Here is a 22,519-nt window from a genome sequence, read left to right as displayed (position 1 = left end):
TTTCCGCCACGTCACGCTAAACGTAATGTGAATAATTGGTAAAATTTCTCGTTGTCGGGGATTTTCGATACACCTCCTGCTTGTGAGCCGTTTCAGCGTGTGCTTTGAAATTTTGCACGTCTGGAGGAATGGGGCATGAATTTCGTCATCTGGCGCCGCGCAATCGCGGGCATGATTTTGGCGTGCGGCCTGGCCGCGTGCGGCGGCGGCGGAAGCGGCAGCGACAATGGTGGCGGATCGTCCAACGCGCCGCCGCGTTTCACGAGTCCGACTTCATTTTCCTTCGATGAGAACACCGCTTTCAGTTTCGACCTCTCAGTCTCCGATCCCGAAGGCGACCCGGTCACAATTACTGTTCTGCTTGGGGCTGACAGCAGCCTTTTCAGCTTTGATCCGCCATCGGGTGTTGCGTCGTCTGCTTGGGGTGCTTCCTTCGACTTCGAGCAGCCGTCTGACACAAACAAGGACAATGTATACGAGCAGATCGTCCGCCTGTCCGACGGGCACAATACCGTCGAAACGACCATAAAGGTAACAATAGTTGACGTTGACGAAGCGCCAGTCTTCACCAGTTCTAGCGAATTTAATCTGAATGAGGCGGCCACCGGCCCGGTATTCACATTCAAGGCGGAAGACCCCGAAGGCGCGTCAGTGTCACAATACAAGATCACGGAAGTCAGCACATGGAAGGAAATATCCGGGCGCCTTCTGGAGGCATTTTCCATTGACAGTTCGACGGGTGTTCTGTCCGTCAGGAAGCCGTTCGACGTATCTCTGGATGATCCAAATATTCCGTTTACTGTCGTTGTTGAGGCGAGCGATGGTAACATCGTCGGCAGTGGAAGTGTCGTGGTTCATCTCATCGAACAGCCCCCGCGCGTTGTTGCGGGCGTACGATTGTTTGGCCCTTACGAACGATGGCCAATTGGCGATTTCGGCAGTACGATCGGTGATATCGACGGAGACGGTATCGACGAAGTGTGGATCAACCGTCAGGTGGTCGCAATGCTTGATCAGCCTCCGCTCGAGACAGCCTATCTCGTCTGGGGCAAGACAATGCGTGAGCTGCTTCTCGACGATCCATCGGATCTGGACATTAATGCACTTACGAGTGCGCAAGCAATCAGATTTACGCATGATCCCTATGGCAGCACTGGTTATGAAAAGCGCAGCCAGCTTGTGGCGACGAGCGCTGGTGATGTCGATGGCGATGGAACACAGGACATACTCGTCGGCTTCAGGGAAATGCGTGTTGATAGCTATTTGCCGGATGTCGAGGACGGCCCTATCGCCGCGATTGTTTTTGGCGACGCGGTGAAAAAAATCTCTAACGGCGTCTATGATTTGCTCTCGCCGCCAACGCTTGGACAGGTGAACATATCGGGTGTTTCGCGACGCGACGCATTTGGCTTATCGCTCGGAGGCGGTGAATTCGATGGTGACAGCTATGGAGATATCGTCCTTGGCTCTCCGATAGAGACAAAAACCCGCGTCATTTTCGGCGATGCAGTAAGCGCCGCGAAGACGTCCGGAGACTTGGACATATCCCTTGCCCTCCCCGGAAGCACGATCCTCCTGGAGCAGTATCGCGATGTCGACTATACAGACATGAAGCGTGCGATCGGTGACAATATTGCAAGCCTGGCGGATATCACCGGTGACGGCCTTGATGAACTTGTACTAAGCGCAAGTGCTATCACTGTGCGCGATATCGAGGTCGCGGGAGGGTGGCGCTCACGGTCTGGACTGATCGTGGTTTCAGGCAGTGTGCTTCGCGATGCTAAAGCAGCGCACCTCTCCGAAATCAATGTGGCGAGCGGACCCGTGCAAACTGGAATCGTGAAAATCACCGCTGAGAATGCAGCTGTTGGCGGCATTGCAACAAATGGTGATGTGGATGCAGACGGCCTGGTAGATATTGGTGTCGCTCACATTAACGGGAGACGCTATGACCGCATCGGCACAGTGATTTTCGGGGCGACAATAAAAGCAGCTATAGATGCAGGCGGCGGGGATATCTCGATGGATTTTACCGATCCTTCGGATGGCGTTGTCATTCACTTGCCCGATGAACATAAAGGCGTTGAGGACATTTGGTACCTTCCTTATGGAAGCATTGATTATGCTTACGCAGATACAGGCAGGGAGCCGTCGGTGAGCGTAGCTTTTGCGCCTAGCTTCACGGATGGACCCGGAGATGAATTTTTGATCGGACGCGGGTCAAATACGCCGCTTGACCGCTTCATGGCTGGATCCGTGTTCGTCTTCCGCGATCGGGCTATTTCGGGGGCTGCGACAGCTAACATAAGTCTGTCAGATGACGCGTCGATCAAAAGCGCTGCACGGGTATTTCAGGGTATTTCCGTGCGAGCGATGCTTGGCAAGACTATGTTTGTCACTGATTTTGATGGCGACGGCATAGTGGATCTATCGCTTGCCAGCCCTTCGGCGGGCCCTAAAGCATCACCCTTGTCAGATTTTCATGCTGGCGCGTACTATATCTTGCCTGGCACGATTATGCAGGACGCTTTCACGTCCGATTCGTCCGGCTATGATTTGGCTTTATCATTGGCAAACAAAACGCCGGTGCAATGAAGCTGCTTAGGCATGCTACAGTTTCGGATCTACAGGGTCCGAAACGAACGCACCTCATCCGCGCCTAACACCCGCACTCGCCCTCGGCTAGGCCGTCGAGGGTCAGCGGGCCGAGTTGCGTACGGTGGAGCGCCTCCACATGGTTGCCGACGGGGCGAACCTGGCCCGCACCAATTTCCGCGCACTTATCCAAACTAAAATCGAATAAGTTTTGAAATTTCTCGTTGTTGGGGATTTCGGGCACACGTCTTGCTTGAAAGCGCGTTCGGCGTGTGCTTTGAAATTTTCTAAGTCTGGAGGAATGGGGCATGAATTTCGTCATCTGGCGCCGCGCAATCGCGGCCATGATCTTGGCATACAGCCTGGCCGCCTGCGGCGGCGGCGGCAGCGGCAGCGACAATGGCGGCGGATCGTCCAACGTGGCGCCGCGTTTCACCAGTCCCACGTCATTTTCCTTCGATGAGAACACCGAGGTCTACTTCGAGCTAACCGTTACCGATCCGGACAGTAAAACGCTGACCATCACGGATGACGCGACCGGAGACGGGGCTCTTTTCATTGTGACGATTACACCTGACGCGGCAATTGTCACACTCAATCCATCTGAGCGGACGCTTGACTATGAAGACCCGCTGGATGGCAATGGCGATAATGTCTATGAGCAGAACATCACCTTGTTCGATGGTGAGAATACGGTGCGTACAACAATCAAGGTCACCATACGGGATGTCGACGAGGCGCCGGTATATGTAAATCCCTCGATCACGGCTCCCCAGTCTGCAGTTCTGCAACTTGAAGAAAATCATACGGGTCCTCTGTACACATTCCTGGCAAGCGATCCTGAAGGCGCCGCGATACGATACACCCTTACAGATATAAGCAGGTATGGTGCGAGCGGAGACGCCAGCATGCTGCAGCAGGCCTTCTCGCTCGACAGCACCACAGGCATTCTGACGGTGAATACGCCCTTCGATTTTGAGGCGGAGGATGGCGACGAAGGAATCGGAATGTCTATAGAAGCAACCGATGGCTCGCTGACGGTGAGACTGCGGGTGCTCATAGAAATTCAGGACGTGCCCTACACTGTCGCGGAGGGCGCCCGCATAACCGGGCTTGGGAGCGGCTATTCCAAAAGCGTTGGAGATATAGATGGCGATGGCATAGACGAACTTTGGATCAATTATGGCGTGAGCTCTGCAGGCAATTATTCCTCCAATGGATACACGAGTGGAGGCGCATATCTCATCTGGGGCAAAACCCTCCGAGATGAACTTGCGGACGGGAAGGCCAATCTCGACGCGTCTGATCTGACAGCGACGAAGGCTATCAGGTTCAATGCTGTAGCTCAGGGTGGATCAGGCCGTCCAACCGATCATATCTTTGCAGTCTCGGCGGATGATGTCGATGGCGACGGAACGCCGGATCTTCTTGTAGGCTTTCCGGACGCGCGCCAGAGATATGAGGTCGGCACGGAAGTCGAGGGCCCGGTCGCCGCTGTCGTCTTTGGCAATTCGCTCGTCGACTATAGTGACCTGTCCTACAATCTCCTTTCGCCACCCGCACTCGCGCAAGTCTCGTTCACCGGTACGCCCCGGCGCGAAGCGTTGAGGCTTTCGATTGGTGCGGGCGATTTTGACGGGAACGGTCGTAGCGACATTGTCTTCGCGTCGGGTGAAACCACATCCGGCTGGGTCGTCTTCGGGCCAGCTGTAAGCGCGGCGCGGGCGATGGGTGGGCTTGACCTGACACTGGCCGCGCCAGGCGAAGTGCTGCAATTGCAAGATGCTTTACAAAAGATGCGTAACGCATATGGCTCGGTGCCTTTCAAGGTTGCAGGGCTGCCCGACATTTCAGGGGACGGAAAAGACGAACTTGTCGCCAGCGGTATTGGATACGTAGAGTCGACCGTGTTTGACCCCGAAACAGGCTCTGACCTTCCAGCCGGATACCCAGCCGCTATTCGCCTTGTTTCGGGTGCCGTCATAAGCGATGCAAAAACGACCGGTGCAACAAAGATTGATTTCTCCGACAGCGCACTCGACGCGGGGATTGTGACCCTGACCGGCGCGCGCTTGGCGATAGCCGATGTGATCGCAGGTGGCGACATAGATGCGGACGGTCTGGCCGATATTGCTCTTGGTCATCAGGGCTCGTATTATAGTCAGCGTGTCGCAAGTGTCATTTTTGGATCAGGCTTGCGGGATGCATTGCTTGCGGGCAGCGACTCGACACTGGATTTCGTCGATCCTTCAGATGGCGTGGCAATCTCACTGACAAACCAGACATTTACCCAAAACGAAAACACGCCAATGACGCTGTCTTTCGTGCCGAATGTCACTGACGGTCCAGGCGATGAGCTGATGATCGGATTTATGAATGACGGAGATATCGAATTGCAGGGTATAGGCTCCGTCCTTGTTATCAAGGACACTGCCCTGGCGGGATCATCATCCGCAACGGTGTCATTTTCGAATGATGCGATATCGCCTCTCGCCGCACGAACATTTGAAGGCTTTACGTCGGGGGGGCGTGTCGGCACCTATGTGATCGCCTCCGACATGGATGGGGACGGTATACCAGACATCTCTTTTTCAAGTTCTGACGGCTACTACTTGCTGCCGGGTACGATCATGCAGGACGTCTTTGCAGCGAGTTCGCCCACTTACGACATGGGCACTGTGCTGGCCGTCGAAGTATCAGATAATTAGGACGCAGACGAACGAATCTATCGCGCGCCCGCTGTCACGACAGGCCTGCCACCTCGCCCGCGTCCAGAATCCGCCATTCGCCCTCAGCGAGACCATCGAGGGTCAGCGGGCCGAACTGGGCGCGGTGCAATGCTTCCACATGGTTGCCGACGGCGGCAAACATGCGGCGTACCTGATGGTAGCGGCCTTCGGTGAGGGTGACGCGCGCGGTGCGCTCGCCAGTCACGTCCAGCTTTGCCGGTTTCAGCGGCTTGTCCTCGCCGCGCAGCACGAGCGTACCGCTGGCAAAGGCCTCACCCTCATGCCCTTCAAGCGGGCGGGCGAGCGTCGCGTCATACACTTTCGGCGTCTCCGATTTGGGCGAGATCAGCTTGTGCAGTAATTGTCCGTCATCGGTGAATATCAGCAGGCCGGTCGTCGCCGCATCGAGGCGCCCCACGGTCGACAGCGCCGGGGAGCGCGCCAGATAGCGCGGCGGCAACAGCTCATAGATCAGCTGCCCGCCATCGGCGCGTGAGCAGGTATAGCCCGCCGGCTTGTTCATCAGGATCACCATGCCGGGTGACGGATCCAGCGGTTCGCCATCAAAGGTCACGCCATCGAAAGGCGGCGCAAGATTCTTGCTGCCCGCTTCAATGCCCCCGATACGCCCGCGCCGCACAGCATTCTCAACGTCCTTGCGGCTGCCATAGCCAAGGCCAGCGAGGTATTTTGTTAGCACACGGAGGTCTTTCATTTTTGGCGCTTCGGACGGTCCGCGCGGATGATCTTGTAGCCGCCGGCATCCTCGATGATCTCGAACTGCTTGAAGCAGGCCTTGATCGTTGCCTCATAAGGCAGGTGGCGGTTGGCCACCATATAGAGGCTGCCGCCCGGCTTCAACGCGCGGGAGGCGGCCTGAATGAACGCCTGCCCAAGGTTTGCCGCATCTGCCCGGCCAACATGAAACGGCGGGTTCATCATCACAAAATCATAGCGCGTCTCAGACACGTCGCGTGTCACGTCGGCCCAGCTGATCGTGATATTCTCAAAGCCTTCGAGCGTCTTCTCGGCGCAGGCAATCGCGCGGTGCTCGGCCTCGTAAAGGTCAAGGTGCTTCACCTTCGGGCAATGCAACAGCACTTCCTTGGAGAGATAACCCTGGCCCGCGCCAAAGTCCGCGCCCATGCCCTTGATGTCTTCCGGAATGCACTCGGCCAGCAGTTCAGACCCCGCATCCACACGGTCCCATGAGAACAGGCCCGGCCGGCTCCACATTGCGCCATCGGCCACCGGTTGCGGCTGGTCGGCCGCGACCCAGGCTTCTGCGAGCGCCTTGTTAAAGGTTGCGCTGTCCTTGCGCGCCCAGAAGGCCCGACACTTGTGCTTGCTGAGGCTCTCGGTCTCGCCTGCAATCTCGCCCAGCGTCTTCTCGGCGGTCTTGGCGCCCAGCGTGTTCGGCAGGCAGGCCAGCACGACGCCGCCCTCCGGCGCTGACAGCATCGCGCGCGCATACAGGCCGCGGGCCTCATCCTTTTGGCGCGGCGGCAGGATCAGCGTCAGTTCCGCCGGCGTGAACGTCTCCGTGCCTGCTGGCAGCAGGGTCAGGCCCATCGCCGCCAGCGCTTCATAAGGCGGCTTGAACGTCTGCTGGCAGGTCAGCCGGTCTTTCGGCAATAACGGAATGGCCGGGCCCGGTTCTGCCCGCAGGAACAGGACGTCCCCCGTTTCCGGCACGGTTACACCACCGCCATCAAGGGCGAGCTTCAGGGTTTCAAGAACATCAGTATCCATCCGTCAGCCTGTTAGGCGGAATGAAGCGCCCTGAAAAGCCCGCACTTACTGCGGCGCTGACACGCCCGCCGCCCGGTTGGCCGCCGCCACGCTGAACGCCTGGCTCAGGCCGCGGTAGAAGGAGATGCGCTGCTCGGCTGCCTCGCTGATCACCATGCCGCTTTCGGCGCCGATCAGGCTTTCGGGCGGCTTGCCCGCGTGAACCACTTCCATCATGTCCGACCAAAGGTCTGCCGGCAGGCCGCCCCCGGTCACGCGCTTCATCGGGCTGTCATCATCATTGCCCACCCAGACTGCGCCAACATAGGCCGCAGTGAAGCCGACAAACCATGCGTCGCGCCAATCCTGTGACGTGCCGGTCTTGCCCGCCACGGTCCAGTTCTTGACCCTTGCGCGCCCGCCCGTGCCGATGGGCGCGTTCACCACGCGGGCCATCATGGCGTTCATGTCCTCGGCGAGGTCATAGGGGTACACGCGCTCGCGCTCGTATTCCGGACGCTGGTAAAGCACCATGCCGCGCGAATCCTCGATCTTGTCGATCAGGTACGGGTCCATGCGCAGGCCGCCGGATTCGAACGCGCCAAAGGCCCGCACCAGTTCCCACATCGTCACCGCCTGGCTGCCCAGCGCGATCGACGGGAAAGGCTCCATGTCGCTGGTCATGCCAAAGCGCTTCGCCAGTGCGATCACGCGCTCTTCGCTGCTCTCCTGCGCCAGCTGCGCCGCAACCGTATTGGTCGAACGTGCCAGCGCCTCGCTCAGCGTCATCGGGCCGAGATAGCCGCCGCCGTAATTGGTCGGCTGCCACTTGTCGATCGTCACCGGCTTGTCCACCATCACGTCATAGGGCGAGAAGCCGTCTTCCAGCGCGGCGGCATAGACGAACGGTTTGAAGCTCGATCCCGGCTGGCGTTTCGCCTGTGTCACGCGGTTGAATTCCGAGGTCGCATAGTCCGTGCCGCCCACCATGGCGATCACGCGGCCATCCTTGCCCATCACCAGGGCGCCCACCTGGCTGGCGCCCTGCGCCTTGCCGTCCTCGGCCATGCGCGCAATCAGCAGCTTCTCGATGGCTTCCTGCATTTTGGTGTCGATGGAGACCGTCACCACAAGGTCGCCCGGCAGCTTGGGCAGCATGGCCTTCACGCGCTCGGCGGAGGCGTCGATCACATAACCCATCTGCGGGTCATAGGTCGGCGCTTCGATGATCTTCACATCGGCTTCGCGCGCCTTTGCGGCCTGCTCCTTGGTGATGAATCCCTGATCCACCATTTCCGACAGTACATAATGCTGGCGGTCGCGGGCCCCGGCGAGGTTTTCGCGCAGGTTCAGTTTCGAGGGCGCCTTGGGCAGCGTTGCCAGTAGGGCGGCTTCCTGGATTTCCAGCTTTTCCGGTGGCTTGCCAAAATAATTGCGTGCCGCCGCATCGATGCCATAGAGGCCCGCGCCGAAATAGACGCGGTTCAGATACAGCGACAGGATCTCGTCCTTGCTCAGCTGTTTCTCCAGCTCGCGGGCCAGCTTCATTTCCTGCGCCTTGCGCTTCAGCGTCTGGCGATTGTCGAGCACGAGGTTCTTGATCAGCTGCTGTGTGATGGTCGAGGCGCCCGACACAGTCTCCCCGGCGCGCAAGTTAGAGAAGGCCGCGCGGGCAATTGCGGCGTCGTCGGCCCCGTCATGCTCGTAAAAGCGCTTGTCCTCGGCGGCGATGAAGGCCTGCGGCACATAGGCGGGCAGGGCGGCGACATTGGTGGCGCGGCCATAACGGGGGCCGCGCACGGCCACTGTATTGCCATCCCGGTCCACGAATTCCATCGCCGGTTCGCGGTGCGTCTCCCACAGCTCGGCCGTGTCGGGCAGCTTCGGCATGCCAAAGTACAGCGACTGCCATTTGTAAAAGGCAAACCCGCCCACGGCGAGCAACACACCCAGCACGACAAGGATGATCCAGCCGCGCACGGTCGTGGGCAGCGTGAAAATCGGGGGGCGCGGCACCTTTATCGTGCGCGGCCCGTTCGGAGCAGGGGATCTAGCCATGTCAGCCTGTGGATCGAATCATGAGCGAAAGTCTACATGAAATTTGATTACGGCAGGGTGAAGGCATTGTTCATCTGGCACTGCAGCTAAGGGCATATGCGTATGGTAGCGCGCCGGGGCGGGCCTAATGTGAGGACGCGTATTTCCATCAAACGCCGGGGAGGCTGCTGTTTCGACAGGTCCGTCTGGCACAACTGAGGAGTGCCTTGTCCATGTCAGGACCTTTCCGCCGTTCCATCGCGTTAACGCTGCTTTTGCCCCTCATGACCGGGGCGTGTAACGCCGCGCACGATGATGCGCCCGCACCCATGGTCATCAAGACGGACCCCCAGTCGATTGCCGACGGTCGCAAGATCGCCGAGGCGCAATGCGCCAATTGCCACGCGCTGGATCAGGATCCGAAAATCCGCCCGCAGGACGCCCCGCCGCTGCGCTACCTCCTCGCGCAGTACAATCCCGACACGCTGTCCCAGGATTTCCAGAACGGCATCCATGTTGGCCACGAGATGATGCCGGACTTCGTCTTCGGCCCCCTCGGCGCCGAAGTCGTGCTCGCCTACATTGTCTCGATCCAGGAAGAACCGCCAAAGGCCGATCCCGCAACGGAATAGGCCCTACGCCATCCCCGGCCGCCACGCGTCGCGCACATGCACGGGCAGGCGGCCCGGCTGCAGTGCGATCAGGTCATAGCGCCACCCATGCTCGGCATAGCGCGGGCGCCGGGCCATCCACACATCCGCCGCGCGGGCAATGCGTTGCCAGCTGGCCACGGTCACCGCGCCAAGCGCCGCATCGCGGTTCGCGCGTGCTTTTACCTCAATAAAAGCAACCACTTTTCCCTTCACCGCGATCAGGTCGATCTCGCCAACGGGTGTGCGCAGCCGCGTTTCCAGAATGCGATAGCCCTTGAGCCGAAGCCACAGCGCGGCGCGCGTCTCGGCGGCGCGTCCGCGCCGTTCAGCCCGCTGCCGCGCGCCCTCAGCCATTGGCTTTCAGTTGTAGCGCCCGCTGGTAGACATCGCGCTTGGGCAGGCCCAGCGCATCTGCCACAGCATTTGCGGCGGCCTTGGTCGGTTGGTCCTTCAGCGCGTCCAGCAGGGCCGCGTCGAGGTTTTCCTGTGTGACTTCCGAGTCCAGTGGCGGACCAATCAAGAGCACGATCTCGCCCCTCGGCGCCCCCGCCTCGGCATAATGCGCGGCCAGCTCGGCCAGCGTGCCCCGGCGCGTTTCTTCGAACAGCTTGGTCAGCTCACGCGCCACGGCGGCCTGCCGGTTAGCGCCCAGCGTGGCGGCCAGGTCTTCCAGCGAGGCGGCAAGGCGTGGCCCGCTCTCATAGAAGATCAATGTCCCCGGAACGGTCTTCAAAGCCTCCGCCGCGGCCCGGCGGGCGCCACTCTTGGGCGGCAGGAAGCCCGCAAACAGGAACTGGTCGCTCGGCAGGCCGCTCGCCACAAGCCCCGCCAGCATGGCCGACGCGCCCGGTATCGGGAACACGCGCACGCCTTCTTCAAGCGCGTCATGTGCCAGCTTCCAGCCCGGATCGGAGACAAGCGGTGTCCCCGCATCGGAAATCAGCGCAATCTTCGCCCCCGCCTGCATACGGGAAATAAGTCCCGGTCGCCGTTCCGCCCCATTATGGTCATGGTAAGGGCTCAGCTTCACCCTAAGCCCATAGGCAGACATCAGTTTTCCGGCCACACGCGTGTCTTCGGCCAGCACTTCCTCGACAGCAGACAGGACATCCAGCGCCCTCAGCGTGATGTCACGCAGGTTGCCGATGGGTGTGGAGACAACATAAAGGCCGGGTTGAAGTGTCTGCGCCGGTTGCCCGCCGCGAAGGCTGCCCGTAGAGTCGCCTGAGGCGTGAATCGCTTCGGGCTCAGAAGGATCAGGAGATGACATTGCTTCAACCATTGCTCAGGAAGCTCAAAGCGCCAAGCCTTGTTCTGGCTTCCCTTCTGCTCGCTACGGCCTGTGCCACAGCGCCCGCCCGCCCGCCAGTGCAGATCGGCACCGGCGAACCGCGCGTCGATCCGGTCACCGGGGAGCCTATGACGCCCCGCGAAATCGACGAAGCCCGGGTCAATGAACTCAATCCGCCGAGGTCTGTTCGCGGCGATGGTGGCCTCACACCGCCCTTCATGGAAGGCCGCGATGTCAAACGCGCCGCCGTGCTGCTGCCCTTCTCGCACCCCAATGCGCAGGTCCGCGCCGAGGCTGAAAGCATGCTGGCCGGCATCGAACTCGCTTTGTTTGAATATGCAGGCGACAATTTCCTGATCATGCCGAAAGACACGGCCGGCAAGCAGTCGGTCACCGAGGCCCGCCTCGACGAGTCCCTGAAAGAAGGCGTCGATATTGTTCTCGGCCCGCTCTTCGGCGCCAATGTGAAGGCGATCAAGCCGGTTGCCAGCAAGCAGCAAGTGCCCATCGTCGCCTTTTCGAATGATCGCAGCGCAGCCGGTGGCGGGGCCTATCTCGCCTCGATCTCGCCGGAAGAAGAAGTCACGCGCGTGATGGAATATGCTGCCTCGCGCGGCGTGCGCACCTTCGCATTCCTCGGCCCGAACACCGAATATGGCAAGCAGGTCGAAGCCGCCATGCGCTATCAGGCGGCCCAGCAGGGCGGCGTTATGGCGTCATCCGCCTTCTATGACCCGTCAGGCGGCGCGGGCGCCGAGGCGCGCCAGATCGCCAGTGTGCTGAAATCAGAAGCCGGCCGCGGCAAGGTCGCCGTGATGATCCCGGAACGCGGCGTGAAGCTGCTCTCCGTGGCTCCGCTGCTGCCTTACAATGGCGCCCCGATGCAGAATGTCATGCTCATGGGCACCAGCCTGTGGGATGATTCCAGCATCTGGCGCGAGCCAACCCTGTCGGGCGGTGTCTATGCCGCGCCAGACCCTGCAAACCTCGTCGGCTTCAAGCAGACCTACAAGCGCATCTATGGCCGTAACCCCACTGACCTCGCTGCCGTGGCCTATGACGCCGCTGCGCTCTCGGTTCGCCTCGCGACGGATGACAACATTCGCTACAATGGCGTCACCGATCCCGACGGCTTCATGGGGGTCAATGGCCTCTTTCGGTTCCGTATCGACGGCACGTCCCAGCGCGGCCTGGCCGTGATGCAGATCAATGCATCCGGCCCTTCTGTTGTGGAAAAAGGCATCACGGCCTTCGGCCCGGGGTCCAGTTAAGCTACGCACAATCTGCAGCTATCCCTTGCGGGCGGGGCCGCTTCGCCCCACATGACTGCGCACGACAGGGAAATCGGGAAGACGGCAGTAGATCATGGCAAAACGTGACTATTATGAAGTACTCGGCGTTGCGCGCGACGCAGACGAAAAACAGCTGAAATCCGCCTATCGCAAACTTGCGATGAAGTACCACCCTGACCAGAATCAGGGGAATCCCGAAGCGGAAGCCCAGTTCAAGGAAGTCGGCGAGGCCTATGGCATCCTGTGCGATGCCAACAAGCGTGCCGCCTATGACCGCTACGGCCATGCCGCCTTCGAGAATGGCGGCGCGGGCGGAAACCCGTTTGGCCAGGGCGGCGGCAATCCCGAAGACATTTTCCAGGACCTGTTCAGTCAGGTCTTCGGCGCAGGCGGCTTCGGCGGCGGACGCCGTCGCGGCGGCCCCCAGCGCGGCGCAGACCTGCGCTATGATCTCGAGATCACGCTGGCCGAAGCCTATTTCGGCAAGGACGAAACCATTCACGTGCCCCAGGCCGTGCCGTGCAAGCCCTGTTCGGGCACCGGCGCCGCGCAGGGCAGCACGCCCGAGCAATGTGACATGTGTGATGGCCACGGCCGCGTTCGCGCGCAGCAAGGCTTCTTCACCATGGAGCGCACGTGCCCGCGCTGTTCCGGCAAGGGCAAGATCATCCGCAAGCCCTGCAAGGAATGCGGCGGCGCCGGTCAGGTCCGCGAAGAGCGCCAACTCTCGGTAAAAATCCCCGCAGGCGTCGAAAGCGGCATGCGCATCCGCCTCTCGGGCGAAGGCGAAGCCGGCACGGCTGGCGGCGGCAAGGGCGATCTCTATATCTTCGTTGATGTGGTCGAGCACGACATTTTCGAACGCGACGGGCCAAACCTCTATTGCCGCGCGCCTGTGCCCATGGCCACGGCGGCCCTCGGCGGCGAAATTGAAATCCCGACCATTGACGGTGGCCGCGCCCGCGTCGCCATCCCCGAAGGCGCCCAGACCGGCCGCAAGCTGCGCCTGCGCAACAAGGGCATGCCCTCGGTGCGGTCATCCGGCCAGACCGGCGACCTCTATGTCGAAATGTTCGTCGAGACGCCGCAGAACCTGTCAGCCCGCCAGAAAGAAATCCTGCGCGAATTCTGCGACTGTTCCGGTGCCGACTGCCACCCGGAAAGCGAAGGCTTCCTCGGCCGCATCAAACGCTTCTGGGGCGGCCACGAAGACGAGAAATACCCGAACTAGGGCTTAGCGGCACCCCTCCGCCCACTCGATCACTTCATCAATCAGTTCCTGGCGTGACCATGAAAATGAATGGTCGCCAGAGAGAATGACGGCTGTCAGGTCGATGCCTGGCTCAGCTTCATAGGCCGCGACCAGCGGTTCAATCACGCTGTCGACCGGCACCGACGTGTCCTGGTCCCCGCCGATAATCAGCACGGATTTGCCTGCGAGCTTTGGCGCCAGCAGGCGCGTGTCGAACGCTTCGCGGTTGGCCTTCACCTCGGCAATCGCGTTCGCGCCGGTCAGGCCTGCCAGCATTTGCATCGTGTCCGCATAGGCTGCAAAGCCGTCCGTCCGCTGCGCCGGTGCATCCGCCAGCGGCCCCATATTGGCCGGCGCGATGCCTGCCACGCAGGCAATCGTCTCGTCCCGCGCGGCTGCTTCCAGCGCCGCAAAGCCGCCCATGGAATGGCCGACAAGGATCAGCTTGTCAGGATCGGTACGCAGCTTCTCCGCATTGGCGCGCAGGTAATCGGTCGCCGCTGCAACATCCTCGATCACATGGGTGAAGCTGTACGTGCCCTCGCTGCCCCACGCGCCGCGATAGTGGAAGAACAGGACGTTGAACCCGTCACTGCGCAGGTCCTGCGCCAGGTCCAGATTGCGCTCATTGCCCGGAAAGCCGTGCAGCAGAACCACGGTCGGATGCGGGCCCGGGCCATCGGCCAGATAGGCATGCCCGTTCAGCCGGTCGCCATGGCTCTCGAAATTCAGCTCCACGAGCGAAGGCGGGAAATCCGCATCGAAGGCAGGCGCCGGATCAGCGGCAATCGTCGGTGCGCTCGCGCAGGCAACGAGCATCAGCGCGCTCAGTGATGCGGCGGTCGAGATCATGGTCTTCATGCGTTTCCCCTTTTGGCTTTCGGTCACCCTAGGCCGGTCTGCGCACCCATGCCACGAAAAAGCCCGCCCCCGTTGGCCGGGAGCGGGCTGAATCTAGTCAGGCATAAAAGCCTAGATGCGTTCGATGATGATGGCCGGGGCCATGCCACCAGCGGCACACATCGTGATCAGGCCATAGCGGCCGCCGGAACGCTCAAGCTCGTCCAGCGCGGTGCCGATGAGGATCGAACCGGTTGCGCCGATCGGGTGGCCAAGGGCCATGGCGCCGCCATTGATGTTCACTTTCTCACGGTCAAGATCGAGATCGCGGATGAACTTCTCGGCAACGACCGAGAACGCCTCGTTGATTTCGTAGACGTCGATGTCCTTCGTCGTCAGACCGGCTTTCTCAAGCACTTTCTTCGCCGCAGGCACGGGTGCGTTCAGCATCAGTGTCGGATCGTCGCCCATGTTTGCCGTCGCAACGATGCGGGCGCGTGGCTTCAGGCCGTGCGCGTCAGCGTATTCTTTCGATGTGATCAGCAGGCAGGCTGCACCGTCAACAACGCCGGACGAGTTACCGGCATGGTGAACGTGGTTCATCTTGCCTTCGAGCTGCGGGTATTTCCGTGTCAGGAGGTTGCCGTACGTGTTGCCCTGGTCGTCGACCGGGATGTCCATGTACATGTTGAACACGGTTTTCAGGCCGCCCAGCGTTTCCATCGTGGTCGACGGGCGCGGGAATTCCTCATGATCGAGGGCCAGCGAGCCATCTTCATTGTAAACCGGCACGACAGACTTGTCGAAACGGCCTTCCTTGATGGCGCGGTCGGCGCGCTGCTGGCTGACATAGGCAAGGTTGTCGAGCGCTTCGCGGTCGATGCCTTCCAGCGTGGCGATGGCATCGGCGCAAACGCCTTGCTGGGTCTGTGGGTGGCTGGCGCGCAGGCGGGTGTTGCCGGCGTCCATGACAGGCGGTGTTTTCGGGTCAGCGGAGGCTGCCGTGTAGCTCATCATCTCGGTGCCGCCTGCGATGACGCAGTCTTCCATGCCCGACATGACCTGCGCAGCGGCAAGCGCGACAGACGTGATGCCCGAGCCGCAGAAGCGGTCGAGCGTGACGCCGGAGGCTTTCACGTCATAACCGGCATCAAGCGCCGCCATGCGGCCAAGGTCAGCGCCTTGCGCGCCGCGCTGGCTGCTTGTGCCCCAGATGATGTCGTCCACGGTGGCCGTGTCGAGCTTGTTGCGCTCGGCGAGGGCTTTCAGCACGGTGGCTGCCAGTTGCTGGGGGTGGATGTGCGCAAGGGCGCCTTTGCCCTGTTTGCCAATGCCGCGCGGTGTGCGGCAGGCGTCGATAATATAGGCTTCAGCCATGTGGGTTTCTCCCGGTTTGTATCAATAGTGATTGCTTGCAGCAGGTTTACGCGCACGTAAGCGTCAATGGAAGGGATGACGTTGGGAGAAGGGCTGCTGAATGATGAAGGGCGCCCCCGTAGGGGGCGCCCTTCTGAAGGATACCAGTGCAGGATACTGAAGGGGTGACAGTACCTATTGCAGCGACGCGAAACTGGTGGGGACGATTTCGGGTGTCGGGTATCCTTCAAAATAGGCGTCGAGGTTTACAACATCTGTATTCTCGACGGACTCAAGGACGAGTTTGTTGATGGCGGCAGCGACGAGATCGTCGACGCATTTGCGCTCCATGCGGGTTTTTGTGGCCACGCCAAGGATGGTGCCAGACTGGCTGCGGCAGACCTCGCGGGCGGTCTTTTCAATGGAGGCGTAGATTTCGCTGACGCTGGCATCAGGATTGTACGTAAAGGCGACGTCAGGCGTCTTGTCGGCCCATGCGGCCATGGCTGTGCCGGCAACGATAAAGGCGGCGAGAAAGGATTTGGTGATGTTCATTGGTTCGTCTCTTGAAAAATTTGTGCAGCGGAGTTGCTGTGACGCCGCTCTCTCACCGATCCGGACCACTGGCCTGACGGTCACCGTATGGGTTTTTGATATTCACCTGATCGTTATCTGATCAAAACCTGATCACATTGAATCAAAAGAGATTTTGTTTCGCTCGTCGCAATTGCGGAATCACGTCGATCCTCTAAAACTCGGCTTTGGCGGGAATCTGACGATGCAAACGGAAACGGAATACCATCGCGGCCCATTCCGGGTTGGACTGTGCGAGGTCGATCCGGCGCGTAACCGGATCATCTACAGGGGGGATGCAACGCCTTTGGAGCCGCGCGTGATGGATGTCCTGTGCGCGCTCGCCGATTCAGGCGGGGAAGTCGTGTCGCGCGATGCCCTGATCGACCGTGTCTGGAAGATCGAGCATGGCGCTGACGAAAGCCTGTCGCGGGCGATTTCCCAGTTGCGCAAGGCATTCAAGCTGACCGGCTGTTGCGATGAACTGATCGAGACGATCCCCAAACGGGGTTACCGGCTCATACCTGACGTCAGTTTCGACGTGGAAGAAGACGTTCCGGCGGGTCTGGTAAAACGCAAGGATGCCGCGCCGCCGCCAGCCGAACCCGCGCGCGTCATCCCCGGATGGCAGGTCCAGCTCCGGAAACACTGGCGAGTGGCCATGACAGGCGCAGTGGCTCTGATCATCGTAGTGGCCGGTCTGATCCTCACGGCAGACCCGGGACGTCAGCGGGGCCCGGCGCGCGCCGTTCCCGAGCGGTCCGTCGCCGTATTGCCTTTCGTCTCCATCAGCTCAGACATCGAAGATGGCTATTTCGCCGACGGCCTGTCGGAGGAGCTGCTCAACACGCTGTCCGATATCCCGGATCTCAAGGTCCCGGGCCGCACGGCCACGTTTGCCTTCAAGGGCAAGACCCCGAAATTCAAGGAGATCGGTGAGGTTCTGGGCGTGGCCCACGTCCTGGAGGGCAGCGTGCGGCGTTCCGGCGACCGGATCCGTATATCGGCGCAGCTGATCTCGGTCGACGACGGCTATAATCTCTGGTCGGAATCCTATGACCGCCACGCCGATGACCTCCTTCTGGTCCAGGACGATATCGCCCGCCGTGTCGCCAGTGCCCTCAACTCGCACCTGCCGGCCGGTGACGCGCCCCTGTTCGATGCCGGCACGCAAAATCCCGTCGCCTTCTCCGAATACGTCAAGGCACGCCAATACCTGAACAATCGCGGATGGGGCGTTGCCAAGGCGATATCCGGCTTCGAAGTCGCTATCGAAGCGGATCCCGAATATGCCCGTGCCTATGCCGGGCTCGCCGTGGCCCATACCGTCTCACACACCTATCTGAAATCACCTAAGGAGATTGCCTGGAAACGGGGTGAGACCTATGCCCGGAAAGCCACCGATCTCGACCCGGATCTGGCCGAGCCGTTTGCCGTGCTCGGGGGCATCGCGCTCGACCAGAACCGCTGGGAAGATGCACTCGACCATTTCGAACATGCCGAAGCGCTCGACCCGAAGGATACGACGGCCTTCCTGTGGCACGCGCAGACGCTGATGGAGCTTGGTTACCTCGAAAAGGCCAGTGAGACGATCGCCGGTGGTCTCGTGATCGATTCAGGTTCAGCCATCATGAACCTCGTGGCCGGCTATATCGCACGAATGCGAGGCAATCTCGACACGGCGGATGCCCATTTCGAGACCGCCATTAATGCGGGCATGTCCTATGCCGTGTTTGATCGCGGCCTGATCGCATTTGCCCATAACGATCTCCCGCGCGCAGCAGACCTGATGGCAGAGGCGGCTGTGCTGCAGGAGACAATTGCTGTCGAGGACAAGCCGGCGCTCGTCGCCTATTACCTCACCATCATGCGGCATGAAGCCAGCGTCGACGCAGCCGCCATGGCATTCCCCACCCTTGCTTCGGATGATGATTTCCTGACGCCGTCCTACCTGCTGGCCGGCGAAAGCAGCAATGCGCTGCGCATGATCGCGCTCGACCCTGATGGCGACAAGGACACGTTTGGCAAGCTCTGGAGCGATATTGATCCCGGCCTGCGCCAGGATCCCTACATGAAAACGCTGGTCGAAGAGACCGGCGTGCTCGCCTACTGGCGCGTGCATGGCTGGCCTGACAAGTGCCACGCCCTAGGCGACACCGGCTTTGCCTGTGACTAGACCTTGCCGTCATGGCGCCGGAAAATGGTCCGCCATGCCGGGGGACCATCCCGGCATGACGGACCCTCGCCGCCAGGGTGGGAGGAAACGGTGGCGGCGGGTCTGGGGAAGCCTTTAGCGGGACACGATCTTGATGCGGGCAGGCTGGACATGGCCCTTGCCGGGCCGCGAAGCCGGCATCTGGTAATAGCCACCAAAGCCGACATAGACGATCGACGAGCCGGTATAGATGCGCGGGCCGTCCTTGAACTTTTCGTCCTTCGCTGGCGTGTAGGTCCAGGCCGAGGCCGGGCAATTCACCTGCCGCATGTGGTTAATGTCATCGGCTTTGCCGGGCCGGGCCGACGACACGCGCTCGTCGAGCCGGTCCTTCACGATGTCGGGGCAAAGTTTCGGGTCGAGCCGCCAGTCACCGGCAGAGGCTGTGGCGCCCGCGCCGAGCGCCAGCGCTCCGAGGCAGGCAGCTTTGAGGATGAGGGAAGGGGGCATGGCGTGTCTCCTGTACGATACGACACACCTCTAACGAACGACGCCTCCGCCTCCGTCGCCAACATCTGTACAATGACGAGAGTTTAATGTGGGCCTTAGCCAAAGGCCCGATACGCATGGGTGATCGCAAGGCTGATTCCATGCAGTGCACGGTCGATTTCGCCGAGCGGGCCGATGATGTTGCGATGGATGCGGTCATAGCCATAGGCGTTTGACTTCGCTTCGCTACCGGCTTCGGTCAGCTCCTTGAATGGCGTGTCCTCATCGCGCCCGCGCGGGAAGATCTTGACCAGCATGTCGACAGCATCACTGATCCGCATGTCCAGAACCATGCGCAGCAGGTCGCGCGTATTGGTGTCGTGGCGTTCGGAAATGCGTGGCAATTGCCCGACCAGGACAAAGGCGTGCATCATCAGTGCCTGACGGATCGCATGCAGCGCGTGCAGGTCCAGCCGTCCTTCATGGCGCTCTTCGGGCGAGGGCGCATCGTCCAATTGGGCGAGCAGGCGGTCAAAGCGGCCAAGATCGATCGACAGGAGGTTGGCAATCCGGTTGATCGAGATCGCCGTCTCGTCATCGCGCAGGCCGTAGTACACAGCGCGATAGGCGCCGGCCCGCTCCGGATCGACCATGCGCGAATTGGCGATCCACACGCTCGGGTCAAACACATTGGCATAGGCACGCAGCGCCGGCAGGCTGGTCAGAACGCGGGCGTTCAGCGCCAGCAGGATAAGCGCGTGCATGCGCGGGCTCGTATTGATCAGCTCGACCAGCCGGTCATTCTCGCGTTGCAGGGACGAGCCGATGCCCGCCGCCGTGTTCGCCGGAATGCCCAGCTGCTGCAGCGTCGCATTGTGCGAGATCGCCCGCAGGGCGCGCGGTCCGGTCGGGCCGCCCGTGCGGCGCTTCTGGCGCGACCCGGCTTTCACCACCAGCCCGGCGGCAAAGTCGCCCAGAAGGCGGCCATAGTCAGGATTAACGAACAGGCGCTCATGCCACGCCCGAAGGGAGCGGTAGAAATCCCACACGAGATCGGTGCGCGTATAGAAAGGGTCTTTCGACGTGTCCGGCGGCAGCGACAGCGAGCGACGGCACCAGGCGGCATAGGTCGTCTCGGCCATCACCGGATTGGCAAAGTGCAGGAAGCCATCCCCGCCCTGGAAGCTCACCTCATGCATCAGCGGCAGGTTGCGCGCGGCCGCGCCATTGCGCGTCCACGGCGTCAGCGCATGGTCGAAGCGCTGGCCGAACGTGCCGGGCCACGCGCCGCGTCCCATGGACTCGCCATGCGTGTTGAAAATCAGCAGCGCCACGTCGGCCTTCTTGGCGGCGAGCGCCCGGGCGATCAGGTTATGGATACGCTCGATCGCCATGTCGGCGGCGACCTGCCCGATAAAGCGCCCGGCATCCGAGAAGCCAAGCTGGATCGAGAGATAGCCGCGTTCTTTCACATAGCGCAGGAATTCCGGCTCCTCGAGCAGGCGCTCGATGAAGCGACCGCCGGTTTCCAGTGCTTCGGGCGTTTCGAAGAGTGGTGAGATGTCGAGCTTGTCGGCCACGCCATATTGCCGGGCGAGATAAAGCGCGCCCATGACGGTGGCCGGGTTCTCGCTCTCGGCAATGAGGAAGCGGATCACCGAGCCGGAATCGATATGTTTCAGAATCTGCGCGCACATCATGAACTGGCGCCGCGCGGTCGACTGCTCAAGGAAGAGGTCGGCGAAGTTCACGTCCACCGGCTTGGAGTTGCGCGCCTTCTGCGACAGCTGCGCGAGGGCAAGGCGGCCCAGCTGGCGGTCCTCGGTCTCAAGCCCTAGGTCGCGATTGATGACCGTGCGCACCTGCGCAGCATTGACCCGCAGGTGGATGCGCGCCGTGCCGAGCTGCAGCGACTCCACTTCCGCCCGGAACGCAATCAGGCTGGCGGCCAGCGCATCGTCGGCCTCGGGGATAACGCCATCCAGAACAGTGGTGATCTCGGTCGCATCAATGATCATGCGCTTGCTGTGATTGCTGAGCGCATTGGCGGCCGCGACCAGCTTCTCCGGATCGGTCAGGTCCTGGTCAAACAATTTGGCGTCGCCAGCCGTCTCCTTGGCTGCGCCGCGCAGGCGTACGATCAGGCGGGCCAGCGCCGCGATCTTCGCGCTGCCAGACATGGTTTCCAAACGTTCGCCATAGCGGGCGAGCTGGTCAGCCTTTTCGCGCAGGCGGAAGGTCAGCGATTGCGACCAGTGAATGTCGGTGCGCCCGTCCAGGTCATAGCCGACCCAGCTCGCCAGCGTCGGCAGGAAGGGCCGCAGCTCGCGCCACTGGTCCGGGAATGCCTTGCGTGCCACATCGAGAATGACGCTTGCATAGACCTGCTGCGCTCCGGCGGCGTTCAGCAGCGCGTCCTGAACTTCGTCATGCTCGCCGTTGAGGTTGATGTCCTTGTTCCACTCGCGGCTATCCTCGCGGATATGTTTCAGCAGCGCCGCGCGCGTGGACTTGTTGGGCCGCGTCACATGGGCCGTGAAGGCCTGCCGAAGGGCCCGGGAAAGGGCAAAGGTGGGGTGGGCGGTAAACACGATGCCGCCCGTGTTCTGCTCAACGCTGGCCTTGAACGCGTCGAAGCCCTCCTCGGCGAGCACCTCGAGCATGCCGCGCACATCGGTCCACGCCGCCTTGGCATCGGCATCATAATGCTGCTCACGGAAACGGTCGGCGCGCTCGCTGATCAGCGTCAGGTGCAGGTCGCCGGCAAAGCGCGACAGCTCGCTGATACTGGTGCGGCCGGCCTCGACATCCTGGAACAGCGACTGGGCCAGCGCGAAGACCGAATTGGTCATCGGATCCACCGCAATACGGGCGGATTGGGCGCGCAAAAAGTCCTGCGCAGCTGCGAGTGTAAGCGGTGTCTCGGTTGCATTCGTCATGGGATCAGCACAAAGCCTCCTTTGAGGCCGATGTCAAAGCAGGTGCCCGACAGACGAGCCCTGCATTTCAGCAAGGCATTGAATGCTATTCCACGCAAGATTGTCCGTCTGGTGTGGTACGTGAAGACAATATGTCGTATCAGTAATGTGCCGTTACAGGGGCAAGTGTAGATGCAGATTCGCGCAACAGGCATGATCCTGACAAGCTTGGTCAGCCTTGGCTTGGCTATGCTGCCGGCCATTGCGCAACCGGCGGTCACAAGCACGGACAGGGTGCTCATTCCCGCGTCGGAAACGTCCAGTGTGGTCGAGCCAGCGCCCGCGCCGCTCACCAGCCCGGTGCCCGCCGCCAACCATAATGTCATCACCCCGCCGGGTGTCTGCCGTATCCTGTCGGGCGACGAATGCGCCCACACGGCCACGGCCTGCCTCAAGGCCCGCACCATCAGCCATCTCTATGCCGTTGAGTGGCGTTCCGGGGATGCGGTCGTCGTGCGCGTGCAGGACGGCATGACAGACGCGCAGGAAAAAGGCGCCCGCGGCTGCGCGGCAGATCTACAGAAATGCCTCGCAGGCAAGTGCTGAGC

Annotated in this window: 17 protein-coding genes; 7 read left to right on the top strand and 10 right to left on the bottom strand. The window is 61.2% G+C overall.

Features of this window, described 5'->3' with window-relative positions; translation table 11 throughout:
• Positions 1-135 precede the first annotated feature (135 nt).
• On the top strand, positions 136-2,595 hold the full coding sequence (locus V7651_RS02180) for a cadherin repeat domain-containing protein (protein ID WP_335612044.1): 2,460 nt from the start codon (positions 136-138) through the stop codon (positions 2,593-2,595).
• A gap of 308 nt (positions 2,596-2,903) precedes the next feature.
• Positions 2,904-5,303, top strand: coding sequence for a cadherin repeat domain-containing protein (locus V7651_RS02175; protein WP_335612043.1), 2,400 nt, complete (start codon positions 2,904-2,906; stop codon positions 5,301-5,303).
• A 34-nt stretch (positions 5,304-5,337) separates the two neighbouring features.
• Here V7651_RS02175 and V7651_RS02170 read toward each other — a convergent pair whose 3' ends face one another.
• The 3 genes from V7651_RS02170 to V7651_RS02160 are packed head-to-tail and all read right to left on the bottom strand — an operon-like array spanning position 5,338 to position 9,113.
• Positions 5,338-6,039, bottom strand: coding sequence for a pseudouridine synthase (locus tag V7651_RS02170; RefSeq protein WP_335612042.1), 702 nt, complete (start codon positions 6,037-6,039; stop codon positions 5,338-5,340).
• Positions 6,036-7,076: a class I SAM-dependent methyltransferase gene (locus V7651_RS02165; RefSeq protein ID WP_335612041.1), complete on the bottom strand. Its 1,041-nt coding sequence runs from the start codon at positions 7,074-7,076 to the stop codon at positions 6,036-6,038. The genes V7651_RS02170 and V7651_RS02165 overlap by 4 nt, the downstream gene beginning before the upstream one ends.
• A gap of 45 nt (positions 7,077-7,121) precedes the next feature.
• Positions 7,122-9,113, bottom strand: a complete 1,992-nt coding sequence (locus tag V7651_RS02160; protein ID WP_335612040.1) for a transglycosylase domain-containing protein — start codon at positions 9,111-9,113, stop codon at positions 7,122-7,124.
• 212 nt (positions 9,114-9,325) lie between these two features.
• Between V7651_RS02160 and V7651_RS02155 the strand changes: the two genes are divergently transcribed.
• Positions 9,326-9,724, top strand: a complete 399-nt coding sequence (locus tag V7651_RS02155; RefSeq protein WP_156950411.1) for a c-type cytochrome — start codon at positions 9,326-9,328, stop codon at positions 9,722-9,724.
• A 3-nt stretch (positions 9,725-9,727) separates the two neighbouring features.
• Here the strand turns inward: V7651_RS02155 and V7651_RS02150 are convergent, their stop codons facing one another.
• Entirely contained in the window at positions 9,728-10,099 is a 372-nt protein-coding gene (locus V7651_RS02150; RefSeq protein ID WP_335612039.1) for a YraN family protein, read from the bottom strand.
• On the bottom strand, positions 10,092-11,015 hold the full coding sequence (rsmI, locus tag V7651_RS02145; protein WP_335612038.1) for a 16S rRNA (cytidine(1402)-2'-O)-methyltransferase: 924 nt from the start codon (positions 11,013-11,015) through the stop codon (positions 10,092-10,094). The genes V7651_RS02150 and rsmI overlap by 8 nt, the downstream gene beginning before the upstream one ends.
• On the opposite strand from rsmI, the gene V7651_RS02140 reads away from it, so the two are divergent.
• Positions 11,015-12,307 carry a penicillin-binding protein activator gene (locus tag V7651_RS02140; protein ID WP_335612037.1) on the top strand — a complete coding sequence of 431 codons (1,293 nt, stop codon included), beginning with the start codon at positions 11,015-11,017 and terminating at the stop codon, positions 12,305-12,307. The genes rsmI and V7651_RS02140 overlap by 1 nt on opposite strands.
• Before the next feature lie 94 nt (positions 12,308-12,401).
• Positions 12,402-13,559 (top strand): molecular chaperone DnaJ, encoded by a 1,158-nt coding sequence (gene dnaJ / locus V7651_RS02135; RefSeq protein ID WP_035537081.1) that lies wholly within the window; start codon positions 12,402-12,404, stop codon positions 13,557-13,559.
• A 3-nt stretch (positions 13,560-13,562) separates the two neighbouring features.
• Here dnaJ and V7651_RS02130 read toward each other — a convergent pair whose 3' ends face one another.
• From V7651_RS02130 to V7651_RS02120, 3 genes are all read right to left on the bottom strand, one after another.
• Positions 13,563-14,441 (bottom strand): alpha/beta hydrolase family protein, encoded by an 879-nt coding sequence (locus V7651_RS02130; protein ID WP_335612036.1) that lies wholly within the window; start codon positions 14,439-14,441, stop codon positions 13,563-13,565.
• Between the two features lie 111 nt (positions 14,442-14,552).
• Positions 14,553-15,797 (bottom strand): acetyl-CoA C-acetyltransferase, encoded by a 1,245-nt coding sequence (locus V7651_RS02125; protein WP_335612035.1) that lies wholly within the window; start codon positions 15,795-15,797, stop codon positions 14,553-14,555.
• A gap of 174 nt (positions 15,798-15,971) precedes the next feature.
• A complete protein-coding gene (locus V7651_RS02120; RefSeq protein WP_035537085.1) occupies positions 15,972-16,331 on the bottom strand; it encodes a hypothetical protein in 360 nt (119 codons plus the stop codon).
• A 223-nt stretch (positions 16,332-16,554) separates the two neighbouring features.
• Between V7651_RS02120 and V7651_RS02115 the strand changes: the two genes are divergently transcribed.
• Complete coding sequence (locus tag V7651_RS02115; RefSeq protein WP_335612034.1) at positions 16,555-18,525, top strand: winged helix-turn-helix domain-containing protein; 1,971 nt, start codon at positions 16,555-16,557, stop codon at positions 18,523-18,525.
• 114 nt (positions 18,526-18,639) lie between these two features.
• On the opposite strand, the gene V7651_RS02110 is transcribed toward V7651_RS02115, so the two are convergent.
• Positions 18,640-19,014, bottom strand: a complete 375-nt coding sequence (locus V7651_RS02110) for a hypothetical protein (protein ID WP_335612033.1) — start codon at positions 19,012-19,014, stop codon at positions 18,640-18,642.
• A 95-nt stretch (positions 19,015-19,109) separates the two neighbouring features.
• Complete coding sequence (locus V7651_RS02105) at positions 19,110-21,932, bottom strand: phosphoenolpyruvate carboxylase (protein WP_335612032.1); 2,823 nt, start codon at positions 21,930-21,932, stop codon at positions 19,110-19,112.
• Between the two features lie 171 nt (positions 21,933-22,103).
• Here V7651_RS02105 and V7651_RS02100 point away from each other — a divergent pair, with 171 nt between their 5' ends.
• On the top strand, positions 22,104-22,517 hold the full coding sequence (locus V7651_RS02100) for a hypothetical protein (protein WP_335612031.1): 414 nt from the start codon (positions 22,104-22,106) through the stop codon (positions 22,515-22,517).
• Positions 22,518-22,519 lie beyond the last annotated feature (2 nt).

The organism is Hyphomonas oceanitis, assembly GCF_036964545.1.
Taxonomy (GTDB): Bacteria; Pseudomonadota; Alphaproteobacteria; order Caulobacterales; family Hyphomonadaceae; genus Hyphomonas; species Hyphomonas oceanitis.
Note: the sequence above shows the minus strand (reverse complement) of the source record. Positions and strands in the feature narration are given on the sequence as shown.